Annotated in this window: 23 protein-coding genes and 1 riboswitch; of the genes, 22 read left to right on the forward strand and 1 reads right to left on the reverse strand. The window is 31.8% G+C overall.

Features of this window, described 5'->3' with window-relative positions:
• Positions 1-11: 11 nt before the first annotated feature.
• A complete protein-coding gene (locus BO51_RS00920; protein WP_496483122.1) occupies positions 12-2,879 on the reverse strand; it encodes a penicillin-binding protein 1A in 2,868 nt (955 codons plus the stop codon).
• 172 nt (positions 2,880-3,051) lie between these two features.
• Here BO51_RS00920 and hflX point away from each other — a divergent pair, with 172 nt between their 5' ends.
• The 22 genes from hflX (at position 3,052) to murG (ending at position 24,103) form a co-directional block, all read left to right on the forward strand.
• Positions 3,052-4,152 carry a GTPase HflX gene (gene hflX, locus BO51_RS00925; protein ID WP_496483123.1) on the forward strand — a complete coding sequence of 367 codons (1,101 nt, stop codon included), beginning with the start codon at positions 3,052-3,054 and terminating at the stop codon, positions 4,150-4,152.
• A gap of 32 nt (positions 4,153-4,184) precedes the next feature.
• Positions 4,185-4,823, forward strand: a complete 639-nt coding sequence (locus tag BO51_RS00930; protein ID WP_496483124.1) for a YigZ family protein — start codon at positions 4,185-4,187, stop codon at positions 4,821-4,823.
• 40 nt (positions 4,824-4,863) lie between these two features.
• Complete coding sequence (locus tag BO51_RS00935) at positions 4,864-5,268, forward strand: CoA-binding protein (RefSeq protein WP_496483125.1); 405 nt, start codon at positions 4,864-4,866, stop codon at positions 5,266-5,268.
• Positions 5,269-5,336: 68 nt separating this feature from the next.
• Complete coding sequence (nadE, locus tag BO51_RS00940) at positions 5,337-6,068, forward strand: NAD(+) synthase (RefSeq protein WP_496483126.1); 732 nt, start codon at positions 5,337-5,339, stop codon at positions 6,066-6,068.
• Between the two features lie 51 nt (positions 6,069-6,119).
• Complete coding sequence (locus BO51_RS00945; RefSeq protein ID WP_496483127.1) at positions 6,120-6,857, forward strand: YebC/PmpR family DNA-binding transcriptional regulator; 738 nt, start codon at positions 6,120-6,122, stop codon at positions 6,855-6,857.
• Between the two features lie 13 nt (positions 6,858-6,870).
• Positions 6,871-7,554: a TIGR01906 family membrane protein gene (locus BO51_RS00950; protein ID WP_496483128.1), complete on the forward strand. Its 684-nt coding sequence runs from the start codon at positions 6,871-6,873 to the stop codon at positions 7,552-7,554.
• Positions 7,555-7,569: 15 nt separating this feature from the next.
• Positions 7,570-7,661: riboswitch (THF riboswitch) on the forward strand.
• A gap of 55 nt (positions 7,662-7,716) precedes the next feature.
• Positions 7,717-8,265 carry a folate family ECF transporter S component gene (locus BO51_RS00955; protein ID WP_496483129.1) on the forward strand — a complete coding sequence of 183 codons (549 nt, stop codon included), beginning with the start codon at positions 7,717-7,719 and terminating at the stop codon, positions 8,263-8,265.
• 54 nt (positions 8,266-8,319) lie between these two features.
• The gene (aroC, locus tag BO51_RS00960; RefSeq protein WP_496483130.1) at positions 8,320-9,447 is read left to right on the forward strand and encodes a chorismate synthase; all 1,128 of its coding nucleotides are present in this window, start codon (positions 8,320-8,322) and stop codon (positions 9,445-9,447) included.
• Positions 9,448-9,451: 4 nt separating this feature from the next.
• Entirely contained in the window at positions 9,452-10,729 is a 1,278-nt protein-coding gene (gene aroA / locus BO51_RS00965) for a 3-phosphoshikimate 1-carboxyvinyltransferase (protein WP_496483131.1), read from the forward strand.
• A gap of 65 nt (positions 10,730-10,794) precedes the next feature.
• Entirely contained in the window at positions 10,795-11,367 is a 573-nt protein-coding gene (gene pduL / locus BO51_RS00970; protein WP_496483132.1) for a phosphate propanoyltransferase, read from the forward strand.
• A 10-nt stretch (positions 11,368-11,377) separates the two neighbouring features.
• Positions 11,378-12,031 (forward strand): deoxyribose-phosphate aldolase, encoded by a 654-nt coding sequence (deoC, locus tag BO51_RS00975; protein WP_496483133.1) that lies wholly within the window; start codon positions 11,378-11,380, stop codon positions 12,029-12,031.
• Between the two features lie 105 nt (positions 12,032-12,136).
• Positions 12,137-13,429, forward strand: a complete 1,293-nt coding sequence (yfmF, locus tag BO51_RS00980; protein WP_496483134.1) for an EF-P 5-aminopentanol modification-associated protein YfmF — start codon at positions 12,137-12,139, stop codon at positions 13,427-13,429.
• Positions 13,416-14,693, forward strand: coding sequence for an EF-P 5-aminopentanol modification-associated protein YfmH (yfmH, locus tag BO51_RS00985; RefSeq protein ID WP_496483135.1), 1,278 nt, complete (start codon positions 13,416-13,418; stop codon positions 14,691-14,693). Before yfmF ends, yfmH begins: the two co-directional genes overlap by 14 nt.
• 20 nt (positions 14,694-14,713) lie before the next feature.
• Complete coding sequence (gene lgt / locus BO51_RS00990) at positions 14,714-15,448, forward strand: prolipoprotein diacylglyceryl transferase (RefSeq protein ID WP_496483136.1); 735 nt, start codon at positions 14,714-14,716, stop codon at positions 15,446-15,448.
• A gap of 187 nt (positions 15,449-15,635) precedes the next feature.
• Complete coding sequence (gene mraZ, locus BO51_RS00995; protein WP_496483137.1) at positions 15,636-16,067, forward strand: division/cell wall cluster transcriptional repressor MraZ; 432 nt, start codon at positions 15,636-15,638, stop codon at positions 16,065-16,067.
• A gap of 9 nt (positions 16,068-16,076) precedes the next feature.
• A complete protein-coding gene (rsmH, locus tag BO51_RS01000; protein ID WP_496483138.1) occupies positions 16,077-17,009 on the forward strand; it encodes a 16S rRNA (cytosine(1402)-N(4))-methyltransferase RsmH in 933 nt (310 codons plus the stop codon).
• Between the two features lie 21 nt (positions 17,010-17,030).
• The gene (locus BO51_RS01005) at positions 17,031-17,456 is read left to right on the forward strand and encodes an FtsB family cell division protein (protein ID WP_496483139.1); all 426 of its coding nucleotides are present in this window, start codon (positions 17,031-17,033) and stop codon (positions 17,454-17,456) included.
• A gap of 12 nt (positions 17,457-17,468) precedes the next feature.
• Entirely contained in the window at positions 17,469-19,448 is a 1,980-nt protein-coding gene (locus tag BO51_RS01010) for a penicillin-binding transpeptidase domain-containing protein (RefSeq protein WP_496483140.1), read from the forward strand.
• A gap of 89 nt (positions 19,449-19,537) precedes the next feature.
• Positions 19,538-20,500, forward strand: coding sequence for a phospho-N-acetylmuramoyl-pentapeptide-transferase (gene mraY / locus BO51_RS01015; protein ID WP_496483141.1), 963 nt, complete (start codon positions 19,538-19,540; stop codon positions 20,498-20,500).
• A 12-nt stretch (positions 20,501-20,512) separates the two neighbouring features.
• Positions 20,513-21,868: a UDP-N-acetylmuramoyl-L-alanine--D-glutamate ligase gene (gene murD / locus BO51_RS01020; protein WP_496483142.1), complete on the forward strand. Its 1,356-nt coding sequence runs from the start codon at positions 20,513-20,515 to the stop codon at positions 21,866-21,868.
• A gap of 5 nt (positions 21,869-21,873) precedes the next feature.
• Positions 21,874-23,013, forward strand: coding sequence for a putative lipid II flippase FtsW (gene ftsW / locus BO51_RS01025; RefSeq protein ID WP_496483143.1), 1,140 nt, complete (start codon positions 21,874-21,876; stop codon positions 23,011-23,013).
• Positions 22,997-24,103: an undecaprenyldiphospho-muramoylpentapeptide beta-N-acetylglucosaminyltransferase gene (gene murG, locus BO51_RS01030; RefSeq protein WP_496483144.1), complete on the forward strand. Its 1,107-nt coding sequence runs from the start codon at positions 22,997-22,999 to the stop codon at positions 24,101-24,103. The genes ftsW and murG overlap by 17 nt, the downstream gene beginning before the upstream one ends.
• The last annotated feature ends 1 nt before the right edge of the window (position 24,104 follow it).

Raw genomic sequence — 24,104 nt, forward strand, 5'->3', positions numbered from 1 at the left:
GGTTGATTTTTTTATGGATTATTTTCATCTCCGGGTGGTAGATTACTATTACCGTTATTGTTGCCATTATTGTCATTGTTACCATTACCATTATCAATTGGGTTTTCTGGTTCCATAGGTTCTTCAGGGTTTTGAGGCTCTTCTATTGGAGGAACGACAATGGTTGATTCATTATGATCAGTACAAATTTCTGTTGGAGCTTCATATATATAATCGCTTGGTGCTATACCTCCATTTTCAGATGGAACATATGGTGGATTTCTTTTTATAAATACTCTAGATTCTACATTTTCAATCGGGCAAAATTCATTTGCTATTTTGCCATTTGTTTTATCAATCATTAATTCTACATGCGTAGTGCACGATGTAGTAGGTTCTGTTCCGCTTACGAAGAGTTCCTCTCTCACTGTTCCTCTTGGATCTTTAGAACAAAGTTCAGATGGGAGCAACCCTGACTGAGTGCAAATAGTTTTAGTCACAATACCATCAGGTCTTGGAAAACTCATTTTACTCTCTAAACCATCATGTATAACGGTATTTATATGTTTCCACAGCATTGCAGCAGTACTACTACCTTTAGATAGCGTTATTTTAGGCATATCATTTCCAATCCAAGTTCCAGTTACATAATATGGTGTATAACCCACAAACCAAATATCAGCTTGATTTTGCGTAGTTCCAGTTTTACCAGCCACTGCCATATTAGGAAGTTTTGCCCTAGAAGCAATACCATTTGTAACAGTGGTTCTTAATATATCTCCCATTATATATGCCACTTGTTCAGAAGTAATTCTATTTTCCTCAGGGATATTATCTATTAGAACATTTCCATTCTTATCTAAGACTTTAGTAAAAGATATTGGTTCAACATATACCCCTTTATTTGCTATAGCTCCATATGCAGCAGTTAGTTCCAATGGAGTAAGACCTTTGCTCATACCACCTAATCCCAAAGCTGATAAGTTTTCATCATTAATATTAGGATTATCTTTTGCAGTTACAATGCTTTTATCAATACCTAATTTATTTAAGAAAGAGATTGAAGTATCAATTCCAATATCTTTTAGTACTTTTACAGAATTCACATTGACAGATTGTTCAACACTTTTTCTTAACGTATGGAGTCCTCTATAACCTGAGTACCAGTTTTTAGGCCAAAGTTCTCCGCTAGCATTATAATATGGAACATCGTCTATTACACTAGCAGCAGTGTAACTAGAATTTAGTGCTGGCCAATATACAGCGATTGGCTTAATGGCAGAACCAGGTTGCCTTTGAGAATCAGTGGCTCTATTTAAAATACGAGACCCTTTAACATCTCTTCCGCCTACCACAGCTTTTATATAGCCTGTTCTGTAATCAATAGTGATGGTTGCTGATTGTGGTTGTACTATACCTTGTTTTTGGACATAATAATATTTATTATTTAATATTAGATTTCCATCAACTAATTCAAAGAAGTCTTGATTGGAATCTAAATAAGATTTATCAATGACAATTTTCCCATCATCCACTTTATATTTACTTTCATCAATCATTACAGAACCAACAGTATGGGTTATTAAATTCTTATCTTCATCAACAGTATAAAAATCTGCAATATCAAAATGTTTTTCGTATGGCGTAATTTTCTTGCTGTTTATTATTAAGTTACCATTCTCAAATGCATATTCATTTGAAGTCAATATTAAGTTTAAATCTTCAGTCATTAAATTGCTTTTTCTATAAAATATAATATTGCCATTTGAATCAACTATGTCACCTGATCTATTGCTAGACCAATCAATTAATACAGGATTTTTATAGCCAGAAGTATTTCCGACCAAAATCTCTAAGAAATTATCATAAATATCTTCTAACTGTCTTTGCATCTTTAGATCTATAGTCGCATATATACTCAAACCACCTGTATAAAGAAGATCTTGAGCTTGCTCTAAAGTATAGCCATTAACCTCCATTAGCTTATCTACAACATCATTCTTTACCATATCTGTAAAATATGAAGTTATATCAGCTATTTTTTTTTGTTCGGGTTTAATGCTCATTTTTATATCTTGGTTTATAGCTTCATTATATTGGTCTTGTGTTATTTTGCCTAATTCTAACATTTTTTGTAAAACGATTCTTTGCCTGCTTACAGATTTTTCATTGAACACACATATATATTTTTCGCCTAAAACTTCTATTTCACCAACTTGGAAATCTGTTGTAGGGTCGAATTCCTCAGGTTTTACTCTATAATATGGTTGATAATTACTTGTACTTTTTACAATTCCCGCAAGCATTGCAGATTCAGCTAAAGTTAGATCTTCAACATCTTTAGAAAAATAAGTTCTCGCTGCTTCTTGTACGCCATAAGCATTTTGACCAAAATAATTTCTATTTAAATATGCCTCCAGAATTTGCTCTTTAGTCAATACTTTTTCTACTTGCAATGCTAGATAAGCCTCTTTAACTTTTCTAGTAATTGAAACATCATTAGTCAGATAGACATTTTTGACTAATTGCTGAGTTATCGTGCTACCACCGCGGAGACTACCGCTTTTGATATTGTCAATCACTGCAGCTCCTATACCTCTTATGTCAACGCCTGGGTGCTCGTAGAACCTTTCATCTTCAATTGCCACGAAAGCATCTAATAAGTATTTAGGCATTTTATTTATACTTACGACAGTCCTTAATTCTTCTGCTTGTATCTTTTCTACTACATTTCCTTCCAAGTCATATATTGTTGAAGTTTGATTTAATGAAGAAACTATTGTAGTTGGATCTATCTCTGGAGCTTCTTTAATAATTCCAACTATGCCAATACCCATAATACCTGACAACAATATGCCTAAGAACAACAATGAAAGTAATATTATTTTAAGAGTTTTCAAATTGTAGCCCTCACTTTCTATAAAGAAAATAAATGTTAAAATGTTAAATAGTGAATTACTTTGATAATTATAACATAATAATCGAATCTGTAAAAGTATTGCATATTACAGTGCAGAAATATAGTATAATAAACATATTAATGCTATAATATTTTTGAAAAGTGGTGTTTAAATGGAAAATATAGAAAAGACTCTGATAGTCGGTGTGGAATTGCCTAGTGAAGATATCGAAGATTCATTAGACGAATTAAAAGAATTAGTGAAAGCTGCTGGAGGAGAGGTTTTAGCGAGTGTAGTTCAGAAAAGAGAAAGAATAGATTCCAAATATTATATTGGGAAAGGGAAAGTTGATGAAATAAAAGATATATCTGATAAAATGGACGTAGACTTGATTGTGTTTAATAATGAACTTTCACCTGCACAATTAAGAAATCTAGAAGATGTCATAAATAAGAAAATAATTGATAGAACTACCCTCATATTAGATATTTTTTCAAAAAGAGCTATATCCAAGGAGGGCAAGCTTCAAGTAGAATTGGCACAACTAAAATACTTTATGCCAAGATTGACTGGAATGAGAGACTATCTATCAAGAGAAGGAGGAGGAATAGGGACTAGAGGGCCTGGGGAACAAAAGCTTGAAACAGACAGAAGGCACATACAAAAAAAGATTAACAACATAGAACTCAAGTTAGAACAGATTGAACGCGAAAGGGAATTAAAGAGAAAAAAAAGAACATCTTCCAACATACCCGTAGTTGCATTAGTCGGATATACAAACTCGGGAAAATCAACTATACTAAACCAAATAATTAGAAAACATTCTTCTACTGATAAGAAAGTTTATTCTGAAGACATGCTATTTGCAACATTAGATACTGCCCATAGAAAGGCAAAATTGGCAAATGGAATGGAAGTAATATTTGTAGACACTGTAGGTTTTGTTTCAAAACTCCCAACAAAACTGGTAGAAGCTTTTAAGAGCACTCTGGAAGAAATAAAATATGCAGATTTGCTTATTCATGTAATAGACTCATCAAATAAAAATATTGATCTTCAGGTAAAGACCACACTAGATATAATAAAGGAGCTAGGAGCTAATCAAATTCCAATGATCAACGTTTTGAATAAAATAGACAAGACTTCAAAGACTGAATTGGTATTCAATATGAACAATTTGGATGATAGGATATTTATTTCCGCACTAGATGATAATGATATAGACAATTTATTGGAGCGAATCCAAGAGAAATTGACGTCAATAAAAAAATGAATTTTCATTAAATTAGAACTAGAGGATGATTTATGAAGAATTTAATTTATAGAACACTTTATAAAAATGGGAAAGCTGAGTTGGAAATTAGCAAATCGAAATTCATAGCATCATCATTTCCTATTCAAACTCAACAGCAAGCTATTGATATAGTCGATGAAATTTCAGAACTATATAAAGATGCAACACATAATTGCTATGCATATGTTATATCTAATTCTAATCTAATAGAGAAATTTAGCGATGATGGAGAGCCTTCTGGAACTGCAGGACTTCCAATATTACAAATCATTAAAAACAAAGAGTTAACCAACACCCTCATTATTGTTACTCGATATTTTGGAGGAGTAAAGTTAGGTAAAGGCGGATTGGTGAGAGCATATACAAACGCTGCACTAGGAGCTATCCTAGATTCAAAGATAGCAATTATGAAAAAGCATTCCATTTATAGACTGACAATCAATTACAGCCATAAGAACATAGTAGATAAAGTGATAAAAGAACAAAATTTATTAGTAGAGAACTCAAGCTATTTAGATAAAATATCTATTGAGATTGCAATTGAAATGGATAAAGAAGATCATATTTTACGTAGACTTATAGATGCTACAAATGGTGAAGTAAATATTGAAAAAATTAATGTTTTATACAAACCATTTTCAGTTGAATAATGACTTTAAAATGGGTATATATTTATGCGAGGTGATTAAGATGAGAGGTTATGAAAGCTTAAAAGAACAAATGCTAAACTTAAAGAATTGGGCAGTAATAGGTGTAACTGCAAAGAAAGACAGATACGGATATAAGATTTGGAAAATATTAGGTGAACACGGATACAATGTATATGGAGTTAGTCCAAACTATGATGAAATCGAAGGGGTAAAGATATATCATTCCATTGGAGATATTCCTGATAAAATTGATGTAGTGGACATGGTAGTTGCACCTAAAATCAGTTTAAATGTATTAGATGAAATAAAAGAAAAAGATATTGAGCTTGTATTTTTCCAACCTGGATCATATGATGAAGAAGTTCTTAAGAAAGCAGATGAACTAGGGTTATCTTATATAATAGAGGATTGCATATATGCAACTCTTAAAGCAATGGAAAACTAAATTTAGTAAAATGTTTCAATTGCATAGCCATCATTGGCTATGACGTTATTATACTAGGGAGTGAAATAATGAAAGATCCGCATAAAGAAATAGAATCAATAGTTCAATGGTTAAGAGAAAAAGTATCGTCAGCTGGAGCAAAAGGTTTAGTTTTTGGCTTGAGTGGAGGGATAGACTCTGCTGTAGTAGCAGGGATAAGCAAATTAGCTTTTCCAAGCGAATCATTAGGAGTTATCATGCCCATCAATAGCAATGTACAAGATGAAAGCGATGCGCTTTTAGTAGCAAAAACATTAGATTTAGATACCATAAACATCGACTTGAGTGGTATTTATCAAAACTTTCTCAAATCATTGCCATTTGATGGAGAAAATCCTATGGCAAAAGCCAATTTAAAGCCAAGACTTAGAATGATGACTTTATATTTTTTTGCGCAAGAAATGAATTATCTAGTTTGCGGTTCAAGCAATAAATCTGAATTGGAAATCGGATATTTTACTAAATATGGGGATAGTGGAGTGGATTTATTACCTCTAGCAGATTTTGTCAAGTCAGAAATTAGGCAGCTAGCAGAAGAATTAAAAATACCTAGGGATATAATAATAAAACCACCGACTGCTGGTCTGTGGGAAGGTCAAACTGATGAGAAAGAATTAGGTTTTAGTTATGATGTTTTGGATAAATACATCATAACTGGAGAAGGTCCTGAAGATATAGTAGAGAAGATAAAAGAATTACACAACAAGTCTCAACACAAACGAGAATTTCCTCCTATTTATAAAAAAATTGGTGAAAATTAATCTCTCTTATGCTAAAATATATAAGTTAGTTGATAAAAGGAGAGGTGTTTTATGTCAGGACATTCAAAGTGGAACAATATAAAAAACAAAAAAGGTAAAGAAGATGCGAGAAAAGGAAAAGTGTTCACGAAACTTGCAAGATATATCATGGTTGCTGCTAAAGAAGGTGGACCAGATCCAGACTACAACCCATCACTTAAAGCTGCAATTGAAAAAGCAAAAGCTGAAAATATGCCAAATGACAATATAGAGAGAGCTATAAAAAAAGGCACAGGTGAGTTAGGCAATCAAACTTTTGAGGAAATTATGTATGAAGGATATGGTCCTTCTGGAATAGCTATTATGGTAAATTGTTTAACTGATAATAGGAATAGAACGGCTTCAGATGTAAGACATGCATTTGATAAATTTGGAGGGAATTTAGGCCAAAGCGGTTCAGTCTCGTTTTTATTTGATAGAAAAGGCATACTTGCTATTGAAAAAGATGAAGATATAGATGAAGAAGAGTTGACCCTGTTAGCTATAGATTTAGGAGCTGAAGATATATATATAGAAGAAGATGGATATCAAATAATTACTGATCCTAAAGATTTTTCAAGAGTTGAAGATGGATTAAAAGAAGCGGGATATAATTTTATAATGGCTGAAATTTCATATATACCACAGACTACTGTTACCTTGACAGATGAGAAGGATATTAAAAATATGAATCGATTGCTAGAATTATTGGAAGACAATGACGACGTTCAAGAAGTATATCACAATTGGGAGATGCCTGAAGAAGAATAAGGGGGATCTTCTATTGAGAAAAATTGATTATTTTCTACTCATATTATTGATAATTAATGTATCTATATTTTCATTTGTAATGGCAATAGAACGGAGTGCCTATGACTTAGATTATTATATGGATTCTTATGAAAAGAATGGTGTTTTTGAAGTTACACATAAGTCACATCAGGAACTTGAAAAACTCTCTAAAACAATAATCAGAGTACTTAAAGGAAACTCTGATGTATCTGAACTTAGCCCGTATTTCAGTTCAAAAGAGATCTCCCATATGAGAGATGTCCAGAATTTATTTAGTATTGCTAAGACATTAAAATTCATATCAGCTGTTTCGGGTTTAATGATAATATTTGCTTATCTGAGGCGAGATAAATCTAAGATCATGGGAAAATATTTGGGAATAGGATTATCATTTAATTATATTTTTTTAATTATCTTAGGAGTATTAGTAAAAATTAATTTTAATAAATATTTCATAGTATTTCATAAACTTTTTTTTAACAATGACTTATGGCTATTGAATCCAAAAACTGATTTATTGATTCAAATTATGCCAGAAGTATTTTTTGTCGATATTGTAACAAAAATTTTATTGAGATTCGTATTATATATTTTATTTGGACAACTAGTGGGATATATTTTTTATAAAAAAGGGAAATATAATATTCCTCATTATGTGAGTCCAAAAAAATATTAATATAAAATTAAATTTGACAGAGTAGGTATAGAGCGTTAAGTGCTTGAAGATGGGAAGTTGCTTCAAGACGAAAGATAATTCTGCGATTCTATACCGCATCCGCTGCCGATTAAAGTCTTTCTTTAGTCGACAAGCACTGTCAGCTAAAGAAAGGAGATTTTTATGGACAAAAAAAGAGAAAAAATTAGTTTAAACACAATGGTGAGGGCGGGATTTCTAGTCGCAATTTCAATTGTTATGACTAGATTTGCTTACGTTATGATTCCGCTTGCTGGAGTAGGAGCACTTAGGATTAGCTTTGGCGAAGTACCACTAATGATGTCAGGTGTAATGTTTGGACCTATGGTAGGGGCATTAACAGGTATTGCAGCAGATATAATCGGATTTCTGATAAATCCTCAGGGCCCTTATTATCCTGGATTTACTATTAGCTCAGCACTTTGGGGAGTTATTCCGGGTTTATTTGTAATTTATTTTAAGAGTAGGAAAAAGGATATGAATATTTATTCTTTTAAAAACATGTTGATACCATCTATTGTTACAACAATCATAGTATCGGTGTTGTTGAATACTTTATGGATTTCTCAATTATATGGGAAGGGTTTCTTTATTTTATTGCCAACACGATTAGTTGCTAGTTTAATTAGAATACCAATTTATGCTTTCATCATTTCGTATTTAATGAAATTTTTAAGGCAATTCGCAAAGTAAAACAATCAATAGGCTTCCTTAAGGGAAGCCTATTGATTTAAAGAGGTGAATAATATGATAAGGTTTCTTACAGCGGGTGAATCTCATGGGGATAAATTAATAGGAATTTTAGAGGGAATTCCATCTAATTTGAAGATAAATAATGGATATATAGATTATGAATTATCTAGAAGACAGAAAGGCTATGGTAGATCAGACAGAATGAATATTGAATCTGATAAAGTACAAATAGTTTCTGGCTTAGATGAGAAAGTTACAACTGGCGCACCTATATCCTTAGTTATAAACAATTTAGCTAAAGGAACAAATAATGATGATTATCTTCAACCTAGACCAGGACATGCGGATTTGGCTGGGTTAATTAAATACAATCAACTGAATGCTAAAAACATTTTAGAGCGGGCATCTGCGAGAGAAACTGCAATGAGAACTGCTATTGGAGCAATATGCAAAATATTTCTTTCAGAATTTGGAATTAAAATATTTAGTCATGTTATATCAATTTCTGACATAGAGTCAAATATTGATTATTATAAAAGTGGGTCTGAGATTGATTTTTCATTAGCAGACAATTCCACATTAAGAATGATCGACTCTGATGCTGAGAAGATAGCTAAAGAGAGGATAGATTTTGGATATGAAGAAGGCTTTACATTAGGAGGCAAAGTAGAGATAATAATAAAAAATGTACCTATAGGAATTGGATCTCACATTCAATGGGATAGACGTTTAGATGGGAAAATCGCACAATCAATGATGAGCATTCCGGGAGTGAAAGCTGTTGAAATAGGTTTAGGAGAAACCATTAAGAATTATCATGGTAATCTTTCGAATGATGAGATTTTTTATAGTGAAGATAAAGGTTATTATAGAAAAACTAATTTGGCAGGTGGAATTGAAGGTGGTATTAGTAATGGTGAAGATATTGTAGTTAGAATAACAATGAAGCCTATTCCTACTCAACAGAAACCGTTAAAAACTGTAAATATAATCACAAAAGAAGAAACAAAAGCATTTGCCCAGAGATCTGATGTTTGCGCCGTAGCTTCATTGTCAATTGTTGCTGAAGCAATGGCTGCTATAAGCATATCAGAAGCATTCATGGAAAAATTCTCAGGTGATTCAATGGAAGAAGTAAAGAGAAATTTTATAAATTATCAAAATTACACTGATAAGAGATGATATTGTGATTATTAGACCTATAAAAACAGTAAAAGGAGAATTGGTTGCTCCACCAGATAAATCTATTTCTCATAGAGCAGCAATTTTATCCGCAATTGCAAATGGTAGAACTGAAATATCAAACTTTCTGTTTTCTGATGATACATTTTCAACTATAACTGCTTTAAAAAAATTAGGGGTGAATATAGATATAGATCAGAAGTCTTCGTCTTTATTTGTAGAAGGTAGAGGGCTAAATGGATTAAGAGCTACAGATAAAATAGACTGTGGGAATTCAGGGACTACAATGAGATTACTAGCAGGTCTATTAAGTGGGCAAAGATTTTTTTCATATCTTTATGGAGATGAATCTTTGAACAAAAGGCCCATGGCTAGAATACAGATACCATTAAATATGATGGGAGCGAAAATTAAATTATCAGAAGGACATGCTCCAATAATAATAGAACCTTCAAAACTAATTCCTATTAAGTATTCTATGAATATAGCAAGTGCACAGGTAAAATCTGCAATACTTTTAGCCTCATTATACACATTTGGTATAACAGAGATAGAAGAATTGTATCCCACGAGGAATCACACAGAAATAATGTTGAAACATTTTAATTGCGACATCGTTTCAAGAGATAACGTAGTTACGATTAACAATCCTAATACATTATTAGCCAATGACGTTTATATACCTGGAGACATTTCATCAGCAGCCTATTTTATCGCTTTGGCACTTATAACAGAAAATAGTAAACTAATTATTAGAAATGTAGGAATAAACAATAGCAGAATTCATATTATTCGCTTATGGCAGAAAATGGGAGGAAATATAAGGATTTTTAATAAAAGAATCGTAAATGGCGAGGATATAGCTGATATAGAAGTAAAATCAAGCGAACTGACTGGGATAGTCATAAATAAAGAAGATGTTTCACTATGCATTGATGAGATTCCTATTTTAGCTGTGACTGCTGCATTTGCTAATGGGGAAACAATCATAACAGGCGCTGAAGAGCTAAAAGTGAAAGAATCCGATAGACTTTTTTATATATATTGGAATTTAAAAAATATGAAAGCGGATGTAAAACTGGATAACAATACAATCTATATTAATGGGAATAATAATCTCATCGGCTGCAAAATTGATACAGCAAATGACCATAGAATTGCAATGGCTTTTACAGTGGCGGGCCTAAAAGCATTTGGACAGACTAATATTTTAAACCATCAATGTGTTGAGGTCAGTTATCCCAGATTTTATGAGGACTTAAATAAAATAATCGAATATTGACTTTAAATTGAGAGTATAAAACTGTATAATAATCATATGATAAACAAATAATAGGAGGGCATCAAATGAAAACTAAATTACCAATTGCGTTATCAAATAGACATATTCACTTAAGCAAAGAAGATCTCAACAAATTATTTGGTGAAGATTATGTCTTGACAAAAACAAAAGATTTATCACAACCAGGTCAATTTGCATGCGAAGAAAAAGTAGAGGTAATAGGACCTAAAGGATCTATAAAAAATGTAAGAATTTTAGGACCTGTTAGAGCAAAAACTCAAATAGAAATCTCAATTTCTGACGCATTTACGCTTGGAGTAGAACCAATTATAAGAAATTCAGGAGATATTTCTAATACACCTGGTGCTAGGATAATTGGACCAAAGGGAGAAATCGAAATAAAGGAAGGTGTAATTGTAGCAGCTAGACACATTCATATGCATACATCAGACGGAGAAGAGTTTGGTGTAAAAGATAAAGACATTGTAAAAGTAAAAACTAATGGGCCGAGGGGTCTAGTATTTGAAAATGTATTAGTAAGAGTTCATCCAGAATATGCTTTAGAAATGCATGTTGACATAGAGGAAGGCAATGCTGCCGGTGTAAAAAATGGAGAAATTGTTGAAATAATAAAATAGGAGTGAGAAAATGGAACTAAATAAATATATAGATCATACTTTGCTAAAACCAGAAGCAACAAGCGAAGAAATCATAAAATTGTGTAATGAAGCTAAAGAATACGAATTTAAAGCAGTGTGCGTAAATCCTTGTTATGTCAGTTTATGTAGAGAACATTTAGCTAATTCCGACGTTAAAATTGCTACTGTGATAGGATTTCCTTTAGGGGCAAACACAATAGAAACAAAAGTGTATGAAACTGAAAATGCATTGAAGAATGGTGCGAACGAAATAGACATGGTAATAAATATTGGAAAATTAAAGAGCAAAGATTTTGACTATGTTTATAATGAAATTAGAGAAATTGTAAATAAAGCTAAAGAAGTAGAAGCAATAGTAAAAGTTATTATTGAAACATGTTTATTGACAGATGATGAGAAAGTTAAAGCGTGTGAGCTTGCTAAAAAAGCCAATGCTAGATTTGTAAAAACGTCAACTGGGTTTAGCACTGGTGGAGCCACTGTTGAAGATGTAAGACTTATGAAAAAGACAGTAGGAGATGACTTAGAAGTAAAAGCTTCAGGAGGAATAAGGGATTTAGAAACTTTTAAAAAAATGGTTGAAGCAGGTGCCACTAGAATAGGTACAAGTTCTGGAGTTAAGATAATTAAAGAGCTAAAATAAGGGGAAATCCCCTTATTTTTTATTAAATAAATATTTTTTGGGTATTAACAATAAGAACACTTAAAATTTAATGAAATGACAAGTTTAGGAAAAGGAGTGATCAATTTGATAGAAAATCCTATAAAAAGCAAAATAGGCAATGGAATTAATTTTACTTCAATATATACAGATAAGTTTAAATCTAACTATTTAAGTTTTTATTTTATAAGACCATTAGACAGAGAAGATGTCACTTTGAATGCATTATTGCCAATGGTATTAAGTAGAGGAAATCAAGTAAACAATGAATTTATTGCGATTGAAAGGGAATTAGAATTGCTTTATGGAGCAAGTTATGACTACGATGTATATAAAAGCGGAGAAAAGCAAATAATTAAGTTTTCAATAGAATGGGCTGACTCGAAATATATTAATGAAACATTAGTTGATGATAAAGTAATGGAGATATTTTTTAACATTATATTTAATCCTTTGCTTAATAATGGATGTTTTAAAGAAGATTATGTTGAGCAAGAAAAAATAAATCTTCAGAGAAAGATAAGTAGCAAAATTAATGACAAACGCAGCTACGCAATTTCTCGATGCATTGAAGAAATGTGTAAAACAGAGAGATTTGGAATATATAGTTTGGGATATGTAGAGGATTTAGGAGAAATAAACAGCGAAAAATTGACAAATCACTACAAGAAATTGATTTCCGAAACTCCTTTTGAAATAATATATGTTGGAAATGAGAAAAAACTGGATATAATAAAATACATTCCAAAACACATCACAGATAGACAATTTACTATCAACATTCCAAGAGAAGTTATTCGTGAAAAATCGCAATATAGAAATCATATCGTAGAAAGAATGCAGGTAAATCAAGGAAAATTAGTCCTTGGGTTACTTACTGGGATACCATATGAAGATGAACTATTTGAAGCATTAACTGTTGGGAATGTAATTTTGGGCGGCAGTCCAAATTCAAAATTATTTAGAGAAGTTCGTGAAAAGTACAGTTTAGCATATTATGCTAATTCAATATTATTTAAACATAAATCCATAATTATTATTGATTCAGGCGTAGACTTTAGAAACATGCAAAGAGCTTTAAATTTAACAAATGATCAGATAAAGAAATTAAAAGAAGCTGATTTTACAGATAATGAATTGAATTTAGCAAAAAAAGAAATAATCACATCATTAAGAGCTATAGTAGACTCAAATCATTCAATAGCAAGCCATGAATTAGATAATATATTGACTAACAAATCAGAAAGCATAGATGTTAAAATCAATAAAATTAATGCTGTAAAAAAAGAAGAAGTTGTGGAAGCTTTTAATAGAGTGAATTTAGACACTATATATGTATTAACTAGAGAAGGCGAGGACGATGTTGATGTTAACGATTAAAAATGAAAGGATAAATGAAGAGATATATGTAGAAACACTGAACAATGGGTTGAAAGTTTATTATTATCCAAAGACTGGTTTTACGAAGAAATACGCTGTTTTTTCTACTGGGAATGGTTCTTGCGACAACAAATTCAAAATAGAGGGAAAAGATGAAAGTATAACACTGCCAGATGGAATTGCACATTTTTTAGAGCACAAACTTTTTGAAGATCCTGAAAAAGATTTTTTTGAGAAATTTTCTGGCTTAGGTGCTGATGTAAATGCATTTACAAGTTTCAACCAAACTTCATATTTATTTAGTACAACTGAAAACTTTATAGAATGCTTATTAGAATTAGTAAATTTAGTTATGGAACCATTTTTTACGGATGAGAATGTAGAAAAAGAAAAGGGAATTATAGCACAAGAAATTCAGATGTATCAAGATAGCCCAAATTGGAAAGTATTCTTCAATTTATTAGATGGATTATATGTAAAACACCCAATAAAGATTGATATCGCTGGAAGTATAGATAGCATATCTAAAATAGACAAAGATAATTTATACCTAGCCTATAAATTGTTTTACAACCCTGAATCAATGGTTTTAGTTTTAGTCGGAGACATAGACTTTCAGAATGTTATCAATGAACTTAACACAGAATTTGCTAAATATAATACCGAAAGACTTAAAGGTATAAAAATATATGAAAACGAACCAACTATAATTAACAAAAAGAGAATTGAAGAAAAAATGTCCACATCTCTCCCTATTTTTAATATCGGGATTAAAGACGTAAACGTTGGAATAACTGGGAAAGAAGCTGTTAAGAAAGACATAATTTCTAATTTGATATTAGAAATATTATTTTCAAGAAGCTCCGAATTTTATCAAGAACTATATACAGAAGGTTTGATAGATGACCAATTTGGGGCATACTATACTGGGAAGACTGACTATGGTCATTCAATTATTTCTGGAACAAGCGAAAATCCGGATGAAGTGTACGAAAGAATCGTGAAATTATTCAAAAACCCTGATAAATATCTAACTGAGGATGGGTTTGAAAGGATAAAGAAGAAACAAATCGGGCAATTTCTAATAGGACTAAATTCGGTAGAGTATATAGCACATGCTTTTACTGATTTATATTTCCAGGACTTTCTATTAATTGATTATATAGACTTATATGATGAGATCAATTTTAAAATGATAAAAGATAGATTTGATGAACATTTTAATATAGATAGATTATGTCTATCTTTAATTGTTCCTGAATAAGTATAGCGGGGGGTAGAAAAATGTATTCTGTTGCATTCACTATATTTGGAATAGAAATTAAATGGTATGGTATAATCATATCTACAGCAGTGCTAATTGGGATATTACTTGCACTGAAATCTGCTAGGAAGAAAGGAATTAAAGAAGATGATATATTAGACTTCGCATTATTTCTTTTACCTAGCGCAATTATTGGTGCTAGAATTTATTATGTTATATTTGAATGGGAATATTATTCTAAAAATCCATCTCAAATATTTAATATAAGAGCAGGTGGATTAGCGATACATGGAGCGATAATAGCAGGAATAATTGTAGGGATTATTTTTGCAAGAATAAAGAAAATAAATTTCTGGAAACTTGCTGATATAGTTGCTCCTAGTTTAATACTTGGGCAATCCATTGGAAGATGGGGCAACTATGCCAATAAAGAAGCTTATGGTGGGCCAACAAATTTGCCTTGGGGCATAATTATAGATGGCCAGAAAGTTCACCCCACATTTTTATATGAATCAATTTGGAATTTAGTCGGATTTGGCATACTTCTATACTATCAAAAGAACATAGCTAAAAACGATGGTGAAGTTTTTGCATTGTATATGATATTCTACTCGATTGGGCGATTCTTTATTGAAGGGTTAAGAACTGATAGTTTGATGTTAGGAAGTATCAGGGTTGCTCAGTTGATAAGTCTGTTATTTATAATCATAGGGGTTATTATTTTTAAGAAAAAAAGAGAAAAAGTCAAAACATAAAACTATAAAACTATAAAACTATAAAACTATTTTAAGTCCCTAGATACTAGGGGCTTTTTATTTTAGGGACATATGTCCTTTTTTTATCTTTAACGTATTAAACAGTAGAAATTTCTGAACAATTGGTATACACTATACGTATAGTGGTACAAAGTGGGGGAAAGTGGATAAATAGGGTGGGATTAAAATGTTAATTGGTGAATATTTCCATACTCTTGATGATAAAGGCAGATTGACAATTCCATCTAAATTTCGCGAACCCTTAGGATATGAGTTTATTTTAACAAAAGGCTTAGATAACTGTCTTTTTGTTTATGCTAAAAATGAGTGGGATTTATTAGAACAAAAGTTAAAATCCTTGCCATTGACAAACAAAGATGCGAGAGCTTTTGTAAGATTTTTCTTTTCAGGAGCAACTGAATGTAGTTTAGACAAGCAAGGACGCATCTTAATACCATCAAACTTACGTGAGCATTCTCAACTTGAAAAAGATGCAGTTATTATTGGTGTATCTACGAGGTTAGAGATATGGAGTAAAAAACTATGGGAAGAATATAATGGCGATGATAATTTAAGTTATGATAGCATCGCAGAAAAAATGTCACAGCTAGGAATTTAGGTGTTATATATGGAATTTAAACATATACCAGTAATGCTCAATGAAGTGATTAATGGTTTAAACATTAAAGAAAATGGGATATATGTCGATGCAACTATTGGAGGAGCCGGTCATTCTATTGAAATAGCAAAAAGGCTAAAAAATGGGAAATTAATTGGGATAGACCAAGACATTGATGCAATTGATAAATCTTCAAAAACTTTAGATGAATATAAAGAAAAAGTTATTCTCGTACATAGAAATTATAGCGAAATAAAAACTGTTCTAACTGAATTAGGGATTTCTAAAGTAGATGGCATACTAGTCGACTTAGGAGTTTCCTCTCATCAACTAGATACTGCACAAAGGGGTTTTTCATATAATTTAGATGCTCCTCTAGACATGAGAATGGATACTACTAGAGATTTTTCGGCGTGGAATGTAGTTAATGAATACAGCTTAGATGAATTAACTAATATATTTTATAAATATGGTGAAGAAAAATGGGCAAAGAGAATAGCCGAATTTATAGTTCAAGAAAGAAAAAATAAATCTATAGATACAACACTTGAATTAGTAAGTATAATAAAGAAAGCTATTCCTAAGAAAGTAAGGCAATCAGGGCATCACCCAGCGAAAAAAGTTTTCCAAGCCATTAGAATAGAGGTAAATAATGAACTTGAAGTTTTAGAAAACACTATTGAAGATATGGTTGATGCTTTAAATGAAGGAGGCAGGCTTGCAATCATAACTTTCCACTCGCTTGAAGATAGATTGGTAAAAGATAAGTTTAGGGAGTTAAATACTGATTGTATTTGTCCTAAGGATTTGCCTGTATGTGTATGTAATCATGTTAAAAAAATTGAAATTATAACAAAAAAACCCATATTGCCATCAGATGATGAGATAGTTGAAAATCCTCGATCGCATTCTGCAAAACTTAGAATAGCGGAGAGAATTTAGTAATGAAGGGGAGGTATTATAATGATTGCAGAAAAAATGGACTATGAACTTATGCAAGAGCCTTATGTAGAAAAAAAAGAAAAGCTAGTACATAAGAAAACTGCTATTAACAAAACTTCCTACATACTTATTTCTATTTGCTTCTTAATATCTTCTGTATTTTTATTACAACGCTATTCAGATATTCAAATGATGAGACTAGAAATCAACCAATTACAGAAACAAAAACAAGAATTAAACAGACAAAGAGATGACTTATCTGCGAAACTAGAAGGTCTTAAAAACAACCAGGAAATAGAAAGAGAAGCTGAAGATATATTAGGCATGAGCTATCCGCAGAAAGATCAGATAGTTTATATCGCTGTTGATGAAACTAATGATGCTGTACAATATAGCTTAATAGATAAAATCAAGAGTGTTCTAAGCTTTTTTTCTAGTTTGTATTAGAGGTGATTAAAAATGAAAAAGCCAAATAGAGCCAATTTCGTGCGATTGAAGATTGCTATTGCAGTAGTGTCTTTAGTCGTGTTTTTTTTATTTTACAAGTTGATAAAAATTCAAGTAGTAGAAGCAAATGATTTAAAAAAGCAAGCTTTAAGACAATGGACTAAATCAGTTGAGATAGAACCAACGAGGGGCATTATTTACGATAGAAATGGTAGAAAACTAGCCATAAACACTCCATCATATACTGTTTGGGCATATGTTTCGGAGATTGAAAATCCAGAAGAAGTTGCAAAGACAATTTCACCTATTATTGAAGTAGCAGAAGATGAAATTGTAGATTTAATTAAAAATGGTACAAACATGAAGAAACTAAAACAAGCCATAACTATGGAACAAGCTGAAGAATTAAAGAATTTAAACATTACTGGTATATCTATTACAGAAGGAACTAAGCGATATTATCCACTTAATAATTTTGCATCTTATGTTATAGGATTTACAGATATTGATAACAATGGACAATATGGAATTGAGAAGACTTTAGACTCATACTTAAAAGGTACACCCGGACTTTGGATAAAATTAACTGATGCTAAAAACAAGCAGCTTCCATATGATGGTGAAATTATTTATGAAGCACAGAATGGATATAACTTATTGTTGACGATCGATGAAAACATTCAACGTTTTGCAGAAGAAGCTGCATCAAAAGCACTGGAAGATAATAAGGCTAAGAGTGTGAATATAATTGTCATGGACCCAATGACAGGAGAGATTTTAGCATTAGCAAATAAACCAGATTATAATCCAAACTCACCTAGAGATCCAATGGATCAGGAGACTAAATCTGAGTGGTCCAATTTAAGCACAGAAGAACTTCAAAATGAATGGTTCAAGCTTTGGAGAAATTACTCCGTTAATGACTTATATGAACCTGGTTCTACATTTAAGATTGTAACAGCAGCTGCTGCATTAGAAGAGGGAGTCGTTAACAAAAACACTCACTTCTATTGTAATGGATTTTATAAGGAAATTCCAAAAGTTACTTTAAGATGTGCAAAATGGTATGATCCGCATGGAGATCAAGATTTATACGAAGCTTTTGCCAATTCTTGCAATATCGCTTTTATAAATATGGCAAATAGTGTTGGGAAAGAGAAAATGCTTGAGTACATAAGAGCATTTGGATTTGGTGAAATAACTGGCATTGATTTATCTGGAGAACAAAAGGGAATTATTCCAAAAAGAGTTGAGGACATCAGAGATGTAAATCTAGCTACAATTTCATATGGACATAGTGTTGCTGTTACTCCAATTCAAATGATAAATGCTATATCAGCAGCAGCAAATGGGGGCAACTTAATGACACCACATATTGTCAAAGCAGTAAGTGATGATGATGGAAATTTAATTAAAGAATACAAGCCGGAAATAAAGAGACAAGTTATTTCTGAGACGACAAGCAAGGTGCTTTTAGAAATGCTTGAAAAAACAGTTACAGAAGGTACTGGAACAAAGACTTATATTCCTGGATATAGAGTGGGCGGGAAAACTGGAACAGCTGAAAAAATAATCGATGGTAAATATGTACCTGGGAAATACATTTCATCTTTTGGAGGAATTGCACCAGTGGACAATCCAAGGATTGCGGTTTTAGTTATTGTAGATGAACCTACTGACATATATTACGGTGGAACTGTTGCTGGCCCATATGCGAAAATGGTTATTGAAAACACTCTAGAATATCTATCTGTTCCAAGAGAATTTACTGATGAAGAACTGAGTGAAACCACAGAAACTCTAATAGTTCCAGATCTTGTAGGATTAAGTGTTGTAGAAGCGACAAAAATACTCAAAGAGTTGGGTTTGAAGTATGTAATTGATTATGAGGAAATTTCAGAATCGAGCAAAGTCACTAAACAACATCCATCTGCAGGTGAAGAAATTGAAGTGAATTCCATTGTTGACTTGTATTTCAAAAATGCAAATTAATAAATAATAATAAATTATTAACCTACTAGTAATACAATCATTTTTTTTATATAATATAAAGGTAAACTACAATATAAGGAGAGACAATAATGAGTTTTCAACTAAAATTGTTTTTGAGCATTGCTACTAGTTTAGTATTAAGTATATTGATAGGACCGAAAGTTATCAAAATTTTAACTGATATGAAGGCAAAACAGAGTATCAGAGAAGATGGGCCTATTTCCCATATGGCAAAATCTGGGACTCCAACCATGGGCGGCATAATATTTTTAATTGCTTTGCTAATTTCATACATCATTTATGGTGTTAAAACAAGCGATAGCATTATGATATTGTTCATTACTTTGGGATTCGGATTAGTTGGGTTTTTAGATGATTTTTTAAAGGTGAAATTCAAGAGAAATCTTGGATTAACAGCTATTCAAAAGATCATCGGACAACTTGTTTTTTCTTGCATTTTGTTGGCATATTATATGATCAATACGCAGAATTCTGCTGAATTTTGGATTCCCTTTACATCAGGCAGATATCTTGATTTAGGCGTATTAACAATACCTTTTCTCTTGATTGTGATTTTGGGAACTGTAAATTCCGTTAATTTGACTGATGGTTTAGATGGATTAGCAAGCGGAATTTCGGTAATATTTTTTTCTGCTTTTTCGTACATAGCTTACAAGTCGGGACTAAATAATTTTTCAATAATTTGCTCCTCACTTGTTGGAGGTTTATTGGGATTTTTATATTTTAATCACCATCCTGCTAAAATATTCATGGGAGACACAGGATCATTAGCATTGGGTGGTGCAGTAGCATCAATAGCATTGCTTTCAGGAAAATTGCTTTTAATTCCAATTGTAGGTGGGATTTTTTTTGTTGAAGCCTTATCAGTAATAATTCAGGTGGTCAGTTTTAAAATGACAGGGAAAAGAGTTTTTAAGATGGCTCCACTTCATCATCATTTTGAGCAATTAGGATGGAAAGAAATAAATGTAGTATATATGTTTTGGATTTTAAGCATTATATTTGCACTTATTGGCATATTTAGTGTATAGGATGGTGTAGAAATGATATTGGAAAACAAGAAAGTATTAGTACTAGGTGTTGGTTTGACGGGAATTTCTGTTTTGAATTTTCTAAGATCTAAGACAAATAACATTTATGTATATGATGACCTACCATACACAGAGATTGTTGAAAAACTGGATAATTTTGGAATTAGCAATATAGTTATATTAGATTCGAAAAGTGAATTGATAAAGGATATGGACATCGTAATAACAAGTCCTGGCTTTCCACCATATCACGAAGTGATATTAAAAGCTAAATCATCATTAATACCCATAATTTCAGATATTGAATTAGCGTATCACTACAGAAAAAGTTCAAATATATACGGAATAACTGGTACAAATGGAAAAACTACATCTACAGTATTGCTAACTGAAATACTTAGGCAAGAAGGACTTAAAGTTGAATCATTAGGCAATATAGGTACTCCTATTATCGAAAGACTTACAAATTGTTCTCATGATGATCATTTTGTTGTAGAATTAAGCAGCTTTCAATTAGAATATACTAATGACTTTAGGCCAAAAGTTGCGTTAATACTTAACATAACCGAGGATCACTTGAATTGGCATGGCTCTATGGACAGTTATATTGCTGCAAAATCAAAGATATTTGCGAATCAGAAAGAAGAAGATTTGCTTGTTTTAAACTATGACGATGATATATTGAGGCATATTAACATAAATAGAAAGCCAAAACTTATGTATTTTAGCGTAAATAACACTATTGATGAAGGTATTTTTGTCAAGGACAGTAAGATTATTTATAGGAATGAACATATTGAGGAAGAAATAATTGACATTGAAAGAATTAAATTACCTGGAAAACACAATTTAGAAAACATTTGTGGCGTTTTAGCTATATGCAAGTATTTAGGAATATCTAATGATTCAATAGAAAAAGTTCTTAGCACTTTCAGAGGAGTCGCACATAGAATAGAATATGTAGCCACCAAAAATGATGTAGAATACTACAACGATTCAAAAGGAACAAATGTGGAGTCGAGTATTAAGGCTATTGAAGCACTCAAAGGGCCAATCATATTAATTGCTGGTGGTTATGATAAAAATGCTGACTATACTCGATTGATAGAAGCGCTTAAAGATAAGTGCAAGGTATTGATTGTGCTTGGGCAAACAAAAGAAAAAATTAGAGATACTGCTTACAACAATGATTTTTTAAATGTATTTATTGCAAATGATATGAAGGAAGCTGTTGACATTGCACATAACATGAGCTCTCCAAATGACCAAGTGCTCTTGTCTCCTGCGTGTGCAAGCTGGGACATGTACAAGAACTACGAAGAAAGAGGAGATCATTTCAAGAAAATTGTTAATGACATTATGGAGTGAGTTGAATGAAAAGCAAATTTCGAAAACATGAACCAGATTTTTATATTCTTTTTTCTACCATAATGTTAGTTTTTATAGGAGTAATAATGGTTTATAGTGCAAGTTCTCCAAAGGCTTTACTTGAATTTGGTGATGCGTTATATTTTTTCAAGAGACAGTTTATTTGGGCAATATTAGGCTTAATAACTATGATAGTATTGATGAATATTGATTACCATATTTGGAAAAAGCATTCAACGCTGATATATGTATTTACGATTATACTCGGATTGCTTATATTTACTCCATTGGGAATAGAATTAAAAGGTGCAAGAAGATGGTTAAACTTAGGTTTTACTACTTTTATGCCATCAGATGCAATAAAACTTGGAAGCATAATATTTTTTGCATCATTCCTAGAAAACAAGAAAGAAAAAGTCTCATCTTTAAAAGATGGATTGATCCCAGCGTTTTTAGTAATTGGATTGTCAACGGGATTAGTTTATTTACAAAAGGATTTAAGTACATCTATAACAGTGGCAGGGACAATGCTAAGCATGTATTTTATTGCTGGAATGCCATATTATGTTTTTATAATATCAGGAGTATTAGCAACTATTTTTATAAGAGTAGCTATCTATTCTGAAGGAAACGAATACAGATTGGAGCGTATAAAATCTTTTAGGGATCCTTTTGCAGATAAATTGGGGGATGGCTATCAAATAGTTCAGTCATTATATGCTTTAGGCTCGGGTGGACTGTTTGGAGTTGGACTTGGGAAAAGCAAGCAAAAGTTCTTTTACATACCAGAGGCTTATAATGATTTTATTTTCTCGATAATTGGAGAGGAATTAGGACTTGTTGGAACTACATTTATACTAGCCCTTTATGCAATAATAATTTTCAGAGCATTTAATGTAGCAAAGAATTCGAATGATAAATTTGCTTTTTTTGTTTCATGTGGTATAGGCTCATTGATAGCAATACAAGCATTTATGAACATTGCTGTTGTAACTTCTAGCATACCACCAACAGGAATAAATTTACCATTTATAAGTTCTGGAGGTACATCTTTAATTTTTTATCTAGCAAGTATTGGCATTTTATTAAATATATCAAGATATACAAAAATAGGTGGGAGTAAAAAAAATGAACATAATAGTTAGTGGTGGTGGCACTGGAGGACATATTTATCCTGCTTTAGCTATTGCAAATGAAATAAAAAAAAGATACAAAGACAATGTAGACATATACTATGTTGGAACACCCAATGGGATGGAAAAAGATCTAGCTGAAAGAGAAGGATACAAATATAGATACGTAAGAGTCAAAGGCATGCCAAGAAGTTTAAATAAAGAATCTTTTTCATCAGCAAAAGAGCTGTTACTTGGATTGAATGATTCGAGGAAAATAATAGATGAAATAAAACCGAAACTCATAATAGCTACTGGCGGATATGTTTGTTTTCCTATATCATACATGGGTAAAGTAAAGAAAGTTCCGATTTGTATACATGAGCAAAATGCTTATCCCGGGATAACAAACAAGATTCTTTCTAGATATGCTAGCAAGGTTTTTGTAACTTTTGATGAGTCTAAGAAGTATTTCAAAAATCCAGATCGAATTATATTAACTGGGAATCCTATAAGAGAAGAATTATTTTTGGTAGATAAAGATGCTGCTTATAAAGAATTTGATCTTGAAAGAGACAAACCAATAGTATTGTCTTTTGGTGGAAGTGGAGGACAAAAAAGCTTAAATGAAGCGATTCTAAATTTTATTAAAAACATATCAGGTGAGAATGATATTCAATTAATTCACATAACTGGAAAATCTCATTATGATAATTTTGAAGAAGAATTAGATAAACTGGGCGTAAGCTCTTGCAAAAATATTAAAATATTCCCTTATTTATACGAGTTGCCAAAAGCTTTAAATATTGCCACATTAGCCATTGCTAGTGCTGGTGCAATTACATTGGCTGAAATAAGCGCTTTGGGAATTCCAAGCATATTGATTCCAAAAGCATATACTGCTGAAAATCACCAAGAGTATAATGCTAAAGTATTTGAAGAGGCTGGGGCAAGTGTGGTAATTAAAGAAAAAGATATTGATGGGGAAGCACTAAGTAAAACTATATTTGAATTAATACATGACAAAGAGAAGCTTTTAAAAATGGGACATAATGCGAAAAAACTTATGAATACAAATGCTACAGAAAAAATAGTAGATGAGTTGGACCAATATTTAAGATAGT

The sequence above is a fragment of the Soehngenia saccharolytica DSM 12858 genome, assembly GCF_059568515.1.